We start from the raw sequence: 9701 nt of genomic DNA, 5'->3' as shown, positions 1-9701 counted from the left end.
GCCGGCGCCTGCGCTGCCTTTGCCTCTGCCTGCTCCGCGCGCGGCGCCGGCAGCAGCAACGGGCGGTTGTCATGCACCCATTCGATCCGCAGCACGCGCTCGAGCACCTGCAGCAGCTCGGACTCGATCACCGGCTTGGCGACAAAGCCCTGGCAATGCGCATCGGCCAGGCGCGGCGGGTCGTTGTCGAACAGGTTGGCCGAGACGAAGACCACGGGAAGCTGCTGCGCATCCCGGCGCGCGCGCAGCAGGGCGGCGGTCTGCCAGCCGTCCAGGTCGTCCATGCTGATGTCCAGCAGCACCAGGTCAGGCAGGCTTTGCTCCACGATCTCCAGGCACTCGCGGCCGCTGGCGGCCTCGCGGATCTCGAAGCCCAGCGGCAGCAGCAGGCCGGCCAGCAGCTGGCGCTGCAGCGGCTGGTCGTCCACCACCAGCAGGGTGCGCCGGGGCGGCAGATAGCCGATGACGGTGTGCAGCGTGGCGGCTGCGCCGGGGGGCACCCAGGACGCGTCGGGCGCCATCTCGGGCAGGTACAGGCGCACGGTGAAGCAGCTGCCCTCGCCGGGCGTGCTGCTGAGCGTGAGCTGCCCGCCCATCAGCTCGGTCAGCAGGTGGGTGATGGTCAGCCCCAGGCCCGTGCCCGCCTCGCTGACGCGCCGCCCCGCGCTGCCGCGCTCGAAGGGCACGAAGATGCGCTCCATGTCCTGCGGTTCGATCCCGATGCCGGTATCGATGACCTCGATGCGCGAGACATGGGGCCGGAAATCCATGCGCAGCCGCACCTCGCCGCGCTGGGTGAAGCGCACGGCGTTGGACAGCAGGTTGATCAGGATCTGGCGCAGCCGCTTGGCGTCGGCACGCACCCAGCGCGGCATGGTGCCCAGCGTCTCGACCGAGAACTGCAGCCCCCTGGCCTGGGCCTGGGGCCGCATCATGGCCTCGATGCCGTCGATCAGCGCGGGCAGGGGCAGGGGGGCGAGGTCCAGGCGCAGGCGGCCGGCCTCGATGCTGGCCAGCTCCAGCGATTCGTCGATCAGCGCGCGCAGGTGCTGGCCGCTGTGCTGCATGGTGGACAGGGTCTCGCGCACCCAGCCATCGACCTGCGGGCTCTTGAGCAGGATCTGCGTATAGCCGAGCAGGCTGTTGAGCGGCGAGCGCAGCTCGTGCGTCATGCCCGCCACATAGCGGGTCTTGGCCTGGCTGGCCTGCTCGGCATGGTCCTTGGCGGCCTGCAGCTCGGCATCGGTGCGCTTGTGGGCGGCGATCTCCTGCAGCAGCAGCTGGTTCTGGCGCTCGGACTCGTCCTGGGCCATGCGCCGGCTGTCCGTGCTCAGCACCACCCACCAGGCGGCCACGGCGCACAGCAGGGCCAGCAGCGCGAAGACCTTGAGGAAGGGGATGCGCAGCGCGCCGCCATCGACGCTGCCTGCCTGCAGGCTTTCCTGCATGTAGACCACGCCCACCATGAAGGCCGTCACCGCGCACAGCGACAGCATCACCACCAGGTACTGGCCCGCGCGGAAGTTCACCTTGGTGGCCCAGCGCGGCGGCAGCATGGCCGAGGCCAGCGCGCGCAGCTGCTCGCCCGCGCGCGAGCCGGTCTTGCAGCGGTCATGGCAGCGCGACTCCAGCGAGCAGCACAGCGAGCAGATGGGCGCGCCGTAGGCCGGGCAGCGCGCCATGTCCTCGGACTCGAACTGGTTCTGGCAGACGGCGCAGCGCACCGTCTCGCCGGGCTTCCACAGATTGCCTGCGGGCCGCGCCAGGTAGTAGCGCCCGCCCGTCAGCCAGGCCAGCAGCGGCGACAGCAGCATGGACAGCGCCAGCGCGATGAAGGGCGAGAACGCGGCCGCCGTCTCGCCCAGCAGGCCCGCATAGGCGCAGCAGGCCACGGCGGCGGCCAGCAGCATGGCGACGGGTCCCACGGGATTGAAGTCGTACAGATGGGCGCGGCGGAACTCGATGCCCGGCGGGCTCAGCCCCAGCGGCTTGTTGATGACCAGGTCGGCCACCAGCGCGCCCACCCAGGCGATGGCCACGTTGCTGTAGATGGTCAGCACCTTCTCCAGCGCGCCGAACACGCCCAGCGTCATCAGCAAGGTGGCGATGACCACGTTGAACACCATCCAGACCACGCGCCCCGGATGGCTGCGCGTGATGCGCGCGAAGAAGTTGGACCAGGCAAGCGACCCCGCATAGGCATTGGTCACGTTGATCTTGACCTGCGAGATGACCACGAAGACCACGGTCACCGCCACGGCCAGCCCCGGCAGGCCCAGGGCCTGCAGCACCTGCTGGAAGCCTGCCAGGAACATCTGCGTGGGCTCGGCCGCGCGCGTGGCGTCCACTCCCTGCAGCTGCATGGCCGCGAACGCGAGAAAGGCGCCGCCCGCCATCTTGAGCATGCCCATCACGGCCCAGCCCGGGCCGGCCACCAGCACCGCGCCCCACCAGCGCAGCCGGTTGGCCTGGGTGCGCGGCGGCAGAAAGCGCAGGAAGTCCACCTGCTCGCCGATCTGCACCACCAGCGCGAAGATCACGGCTGCCGCCGCGCCGAACATCAGCGGATCGAACTGGCTGCTGCCCGAGCGCAGGCCGGTGAGGCTGGCGAAGTCGCGGTACAGCTGGGGCTGGGCCAGCGCCATCCACACGAAGGGCAGCACCAGCAGGAACAGCCACAGCGGCTGCGTCCAGGCCTGCAGGCGCGAGATCAGCGTGATGCCGCGCATGGCCAGCGGCAGCACCACCAGGGCCGACAGCGCATAGCACCACTGCAGCGGCCAGTCCACCACCAGCTGCAGGGCCAGCGCCATGATGGCCGCCTCCAGCGCGAAGAAGATGAAGGTGAAGACGGCGTAGATCAGCGAGGTGATGGTCGAGCCCAGGTAGCCGAAGCCCGCGCCGCGCGTCAGCAGGTCCATGTCCAGCCCGTAGCGTGCGGCGCAGACGGCGATGGGCAGCCCCGTCAGGAAGATCACCAGCCCCACGGTGACGATGGCCCACATGGCGTTGGCGAAGCCGTAGTTCAGCGCAATGGCGCCGCCGATGGCCTCCAGCGCCAGGAAGGACAGCGAGCCGAAGGCCGTGTTGGCCACACGGAACTCGCTCCAGCGCCGGAAGCTGCGCGGCGTGTAGCGCAGCGCGTAGTCCTCCATGGTCTCGTCGGCCACCCAGGCGTTGTATTCGCGCCGGAACCGGAAGATGGTCTGCGGCGCGGCTGCGGTGCCGGTGGGGCTGTCGGGCGGGGGGGCGGAGTGCATTCCCAGGTCTAGCAAGAAACGTGCGGGGCCAATGCTGGCGCGGCTTGCAAGAGGGGTAGCCGGGGTGCGTACGCAGGTGGCTACGTCAATTGACGTATGGGCGGTTTCAAGGGTTCTTCCTAATCTTGGACCCAGCGCGGAAACAAGCCGTAACCGCAACGCCAGTTTTCAGCCACTTGCAGATCACCCAACCGATCCTTACAGGAGAGTCACCATGAGCCACCCCTCCGACCCCCGCACACCTGGTTCCCCCGGCACGGAAATGGGCCGCCGCCGCGTCCTGCAGGCGCTTGGCGCCGCCTCGGTGGCCGGGCTGCCGGCCTGGTCCTTCGCCCAGCCCACGGCCCAGGTCAACACCACCAAGCTGGCCGTGACCGATACCGAAGTCGTCGTGGGCCAGCTGCACTCGGCCACGGGCACCATGGCGATCTCCGAGACCGGCTCCATCCAGGCCGAGCAACTGGCCATCGACCAGATCAACGCCATGGGCGGCATCCTGGGCCGCAAGATCCGCGTGATCAAGGAAGACGGTGCCTCCGACTGGCCCACCTTCGCCGAGAAGTCCAAGAAGCTGCTCATCAACGACCGCTGCGCCGCCGTCTTCGGCTGCTGGACCAGCGCCTCGCGCAAGGCCGTGCTGCCCGTGTTCGAGAAGGAAAACGGCCTGCTGTACTACCCCACCTTCTACGAAGGCCTGGAGCAGTCCAAGAACGTGATCTACACGGGCCAGGAAGCCACGCAGCAGATCCTGTACAGCCTGGACTGGGCCAAGGCCGAGAAGAAGGCCAAGACCTTCTTCCTGATCGGCTCGGACTACATCTGGCCGCGCACCTCCATGAAGATCGCGCGCAAGCACATCGAGAACTTCCAGAAGGGCAAGGTCGTCGGCGAGGAGTACTACCCGCTGGGCAGCACCAACTTCGGCTCGCTGGTCAACAAGATCAAGCTGCAAAAGCCGGACTGCATCTTCGTGGCCGTGGTGGGCGGCTCCAACGTGGCCTTCTACAAGGCGCTCAAGGCAGCGGGCATCACGGGTGACAAGCAACTGCTGGTCACGCTGTCGGTGACCGAGGACGAGATGACCGGCGTGGGCGGCGAGAACTTCACGGGCTTCTACTCCTCGATGAAGTACTTCCAGACGCTGGACAACGAGAACAACAAGAAGTTCGTGGCCGCCTTCAAGGCCAAGTACGGCCCCAACGCCGTCATCGGCGACGTCACCCAGGCCGGCTACCTGGGCCCCTGGCTGTGGAAGGCCGCCGTGGAAAAGGCCAAGAGCTTCGACGTGGACAAGGTGGTGGCCGCATCGCCGGGGCTGGAACTCAAGACCGCGCCCGAAGGCTACGTGAAGGTGGACGCCAACCACCACCTGTGGAGCAAGTCGCGCATTGCCGTGGGGCAGCCGGACGGCACGTTCAAGGTGGTCTCGGAATCTCCGGAATTGATCAAACCCGATCCCTTCCCCAAGGGTTACCAGTAAGCCCTGATCCGTTCAGGCAGGTGATGCGCGGCGGCCTGCGGCCTGGTGGGCGGGCTGCCGCGTGAATCGTTTCCCCCTCTCCCGATTGGCTTGCGCGCAGGAGCAGCACCATGAGTTTTTCCGACATGATGAACATCGGCCTGATGCAGGGCTTCGCGGGGCTGAGCCTGTTCGCCGTGCTGCTGCTGATGGGCCTGGGCCTGGCCATCATCTTTGGCCAGATGGGCGTGATCAACATGGCGCATGGCGAGTTCATGACCATTGGCGCCTACACCATCTACCTGGGCTCCACGCTCACGGCGCAGCACGCGCCCGAGTTCATGCCCTACTACTTCCCGCTGGCCATCGTGGCCGCCTTCCTGTTCGCCTTCGTGGCCGGCTGGCTGGTGGAATGGGGGCTGATCCGCCACCTCTACAAGCGGCCGCTGGACACGCTGCTGGCCACCTGGGGCGTGAGCCTGGCGCTGCAGCAGTGCTTTCGCACCTTCATCGGCCCCAAGGAAGTCAGCCCCACCCTGCCTGACTGGCTGATGGGCTCATGGGCGCCGGCCGAGGGGCTGGACATTCCCATCAACGGCCTGTTCGTGCTGGCGCTGACCATGGCCGTCACGGCCGGCGTGCTGATCGCGCTGCACAAGAGCCGCTGGGGCCTGCGCGTGCGCGCCACGGTCAGCAACCGCGTGATGGCCAACGCCATCGGCATCGACACCAAGAAGACCGACCGCCTGACCTTTGCCATCGGCTGCGGCATCGCGGGCGTGGCGGGCGCGGCCTTCACCACCATCGGCTCCACCGGCCCCACCTCGGGCTCGCTGTACATCGTGGACGCCTTCCTGGTGGTCACCTTCGGCGGCGCGGCCAGCCTGCTGGGCACCGTGGTCTCGGCCTTCGGCATTGCGCAGACGCAGTCCATCACCGAGTTCTTCCTCGCGGGCTCCATGGCCAAGGTGATCACGCTGTCGCTGATCGTCTTCATCCTGATGCTGCGTCCCCAGGGCCTGTTCTCGTCCAAGGTGCGGCGCTGATCCCGGCGCCGGCCCTGTCCACGAATTCCCCCGCGTTCCCCCGATTTCCCCTGAGTTCACCGGAGTCATTCCATGCAAGCCCTCAAAGCCTGGATACAGCGCTACCAGCTCGCCAGCCTGGTGCTGCTCACCGTCCTGCTGGCGGTGGTGCTGCCCCTGGCGCTGGACATCTTCCGCCTCAACCTGGTCGGCAAGTACCTGACCTATGCCTTCGTCGCCATCGGCCTGGTCATGGTCTGGGGCTATGGCGGCGTGCTCAGCCTGGGCCAGGGCGTGTTCTTCGGCCTGGGCGGCTACGCCATGGCCATGTTCCTGAAGCTGGAGGCGTCCGACCCCATCAGCACCAAGATCCAGTCCACGCCCGGCATCCCGGACTTCATGGACTGGAACCAGCTGACCGAGCTGCCCTCGTTCTGGCTGCCCTTCAAGAGCCTGCCGTTCTCGCTGGCCGCCGTCATCGCCGTGCCCACGCTGCTGGCCTGGCTCATCAGCTTCGCCATGTTCAAGCGCCGCGTGGGCGGGGTGTACTTCGCCATCATCACGCAGGCCGTGGCGCTGATCGTCACCGTGCTCATCATCGGCCAGCAGGGCTACACGGGCGGCGTCAACGGCATGACCGACCTCAAGACCCTGTGGGGCTGGGACACGCGCACGGACAGCGCCAAGTACATCCTCTACTACGTCTGCGTGGCCCTGCTGATCGGCGCCATCGTGCTGTGCCGCTGGATTCAGACGGGCAAGGTGGGCACCCTGCTGCTGGCCATGCGCGACAAGGAAGACCGCGTGCGCTTTTCCGGCTACGACGTAGCCAATTTCAAGGTCTTCGTGTTCTGCCTGGCCGCTGCGCTGTCGGGCGTGGGCGGCGCGCTGTTCACGCTGCAGGTGGGCTTCATGTCGCCCAGCTTCGTGGGCATCGTTCCCTCCATCGAGATGGTCATCTACGCCGCCGTGGGCGGGCGCATGAGCCTGGTGGGCGCCGTGTACGGCACGCTTCTGGTCAACGCGGGCAAGACCTATTTCTCGGAGAGCTTCCCGGACCTGTGGCTGTTCCTCATGGCGGGCCTGTTCATCGGCGTGACCATGGCCTTCCCGATGGGGCTGGCCGGCCTGTGGGAAAGCCGCATCGTTCCCTGGTGGAACAGCCGCCGCAAGGGCGCGGCACCGGCCGCAGCGCCTGCCGCAGCGCAGGGAGCCCAGGCAGCACCTGCCCCGGCCGCCACCAAGCCCACGTCCGCCCTGTCCGAAGGCATGGGCCGCCAGGGCGCCTGAACCACAGCGGGAGCACACCATGAGCAATACCGACTTCACGCTGGCCGTGGAAGACCTGACGGTCTCCTTCGACGGCTTCAAGGCCATCGACGCGCTGAACCTGTACATCGACAGGAACGAGCTGCGCGTCATCATCGGCCCCAACGGCGCGGGCAAGACCACGCTGCTGGACCTGATCTGCGGCAAGACCCGCGCCACGGCCGGCAGCATCAAGTTCAAGAACGAGGAACTCACGCGCATGGCCGAGCACAAGCGCGTGCGCCTGGGGATCGGGCGCAAGTTCCAGACGCCGTCCATCTACGAGAACCTGTCGGTCTTCCAGAACCTGGAGGTCTCCTACCCCGAAGGCCGCTCGGTCTTCGGCGCGCTGGCCTTCAAGTGCACGGAGGCGGTGCGCGATCGCGTGCAGGCCGTGGCCGCCGACATCGGCCTGGACGAGCGCCTGGACACCGAGGCCGGCCTGCTCAGCCATGGCCAGAAGCAGTGGCTGGAGATCGGCATGCTGCTCATGCAGGAGCCCGAGCTGCTGATGCTGGACGAGCCCATCGCCGGCATGAGCGCCCGCGAGCGCGAGCTGACGGCCGAGCTGCTGCAGCGCATCTGCAAGAACCGCTCCGTCATCGTCATCGAGCACGACATGGAGTTCGTGGCGCGCATCGCGCACAAGGTCACCGTCATGCACCAGGGAAAGATCCTCGCCGAGGGTCCCATGGACAAGGTGCAGGCCGACCCCAAGGTCATCGACGTCTACCTCGGCCACTGAGGCACGCACAAGGAATTCACATGCTGCAAGTCAAGGATCTGTACGTGGCCTATGGCCAGAGCGAGGCGCTGCACGGCATCAGCTTCGAGGGCCGCGAGAACGAAACCGTGGCCATCATGGGCCGCAACGGCATGGGCAAGACCACGCTGTTCAAAAGCCTGATGGGCGTCATGCCCGCCAAGAGCGGCCAGATCACCGTGGCCGGCCAGGACGTCACGAAGGACGAGAGCTTCCGGCGCGTGGCCAAGGGCATTGCCTACGTGCCCCAGGGCCGCATGATCTTCCCCACGCTGACCGTGGAAGAGAACATACAGACGGGCCTGGAGAACGCGAAGTCGCGCCAGGTGCCCGAAGACATCTACGCCCTGTTCCCCGTGCTCTGGGACATGCGCCGGCGCAAGGGCGGCAACCTCTCGGGCGGGCAGCAGCAGCAACTGGCCATTGCGCGCGCCCTGGTCACCGACCCCAAGGTGCTGCTGCTGGACGAGCCCACCGAGGGCATACAGCCTTCCATCATCAAGGACATCGCCAAGGCGCTCAACGAGATCCGCAAGCTGCGCCGCATCACCATCGTGGTCAGCGAGCAGGTGCTTTCCTTCGCCATGGATGTGGCCGACCGGCTGTTCGTCATCGAGGGCGGCCGCCTGGTCCATGAGACGGCCCGTGCTGATACGGATGAACAGCGCATCAAGTCCTACCTCTCCGTCTGATCCGTTTTTTCCCACTGCCATCGCAAGGAGCACACCATGGCCGAAACCCTGATCAAGGTCGATCTCAACCAGTCCCCCTACGACAACCCGCAGGTGCACAACCGCTGGCATCCCGACATCCCCATGGCGGTCTGGGTGGAGCCGGGCGCGGAGTTCAAGCTGGAGACGTATGACTGGACCGGCGGCGCCATCAAGAACGACGACAGCGCCGAAGACGTGCGCGACGTGGACCTGTCCACCGTCCACTTCCTGTCCGGCCCCGTGGGCGTCAAGGGCGCCGAGCCCGGCGACCTGCTGGTGGTGGACCTGCTGGACATCGGCGCGCGCGACGACAGCCTCTGGGGCTTCAACGGCTTTTTCTCCAAGCAAAATGGCGGCGGCTTCCTGGACGAGCATTTCCCGCTGGCCCAGAAGTCCATCTGGGACTTCCACGGCATGTTCACCAAGAGCCGTCACATCCCCGGCGTCAACTTCGCAGGCCTCATCCACCCGGGACTGATCGGCTGCCTGCCCGACCCCAAGATGCTGGCCAGCTGGAATGAGCGCGAGACCGGCCTCATCGCCACCGACCCCGACCGCATCCCCGGCCTGGCCAACCCGCCCAACGCCACCACCGCCCACATGGGCCAGATGCAGGGCGAGGCGCGTGACAAGGCCGCCGCCGAAGGCGCGCGCACCGTGCCGCCGCGCGAGCATGGCGGCAACTGCGACATCAAGGACCTCTCGCGCGGCTCGCGCGTGTTCTTCCCCGTCTACGTGGACGGCGCTGGCCTGAGCGTGGGCGACCTGCACTTCAGCCAGGGCGATGGCGAGATCACCTTCTGCGGCGCCATCGAGATGGCCGGCTGGGTGCACATGAAGGTTTCGCTGATCAAGGGTGGCATGGCCAAGTACGGCATCAAGAACCCCATCTTCAAGCCCAGCCCCATGACGCCCAACTACAAGGACTACCTGATCTTCGAAGGCATCTCGGTGGACGAAAAGGGCAAGCAGCACTACCTGGACGTGACCGTGGCCTACCGCCAGGCCTGCCTGAACGCCATCGAGTACCTGAAGAAATTCGGCTACAGCGGTGCCCAGGCCTACTCGCTGCTGGGCACGGCGCCCGTGCAGGGCCACATCAGCGGCGTGGTGGACGTGCCCAATGCCTGCGCCACGCTGTGGCTGCCCACGGAGATCTTCGACTTCACGCGG

The 9701-nt window shown here is 67.0% G+C and carries 7 protein-coding genes; 6 read left to right on the top strand and 1 reads right to left on the bottom strand.

The features are described from left to right. On the bottom strand, positions 1-3260 hold a 3260-nt coding region (locus L995_RS03100; protein ID WP_047469053.1), incomplete at its 3' end, for a hybrid sensor histidine kinase/response regulator. Positions 3261-3474: 214 nt separating this feature from the next. Between L995_RS03100 and urtA the strand changes: the two genes are divergently transcribed. The 6 genes from urtA to fmdA all read left to right on the top strand — a co-directional run. Next, positions 3475-4740: an urea ABC transporter substrate-binding protein gene (gene urtA / locus L995_RS03095; protein ID WP_012202159.1), complete on the top strand. Its 1266-nt coding sequence runs from the start codon at positions 3475-3477 to the stop codon at positions 4738-4740. A 110-nt stretch (positions 4741-4850) separates the two neighbouring features. Next, entirely contained in the window at positions 4851-5765 is a 915-nt protein-coding gene (gene urtB / locus L995_RS03090; RefSeq protein WP_047469050.1) for an urea ABC transporter permease subunit UrtB, read from the top strand. A gap of 72 nt (positions 5766-5837) precedes the next feature. Beyond that, positions 5838-7034, top strand: a complete 1197-nt coding sequence (gene urtC, locus L995_RS03085; RefSeq protein ID WP_017407726.1) for an urea ABC transporter permease subunit UrtC — start codon at positions 5838-5840, stop codon at positions 7032-7034. Positions 7035-7053: 19 nt separating this feature from the next. Next, on the top strand, positions 7054-7797 hold the full coding sequence (gene urtD, locus L995_RS03080; protein WP_016450222.1) for an urea ABC transporter ATP-binding protein UrtD: 744 nt from the start codon (positions 7054-7056) through the stop codon (positions 7795-7797). Positions 7798-7817: 20 nt separating this feature from the next. Next, entirely contained in the window at positions 7818-8507 is a 690-nt protein-coding gene (gene urtE / locus L995_RS03075; protein ID WP_043789393.1) for an urea ABC transporter ATP-binding subunit UrtE, read from the top strand. Positions 8508-8543: 36 nt separating this feature from the next. Further along, a partial coding sequence (gene fmdA / locus L995_RS03070; protein ID WP_047469044.1) for a formamidase occupies positions 8544-9701 on the top strand: 1158 nt, incomplete at its 3' end.

Source organism: Delftia sp. ZNC0008 (assembly GCF_000799035.1).
Classification (GTDB): Bacteria; Pseudomonadota; Gammaproteobacteria; order Burkholderiales; family Burkholderiaceae_C; genus Comamonas; species Comamonas tsuruhatensis.
The sequence above is the reverse complement of the archived record's forward strand: the minus strand, read 5'-3'. Positions and strand labels throughout refer to the sequence as shown.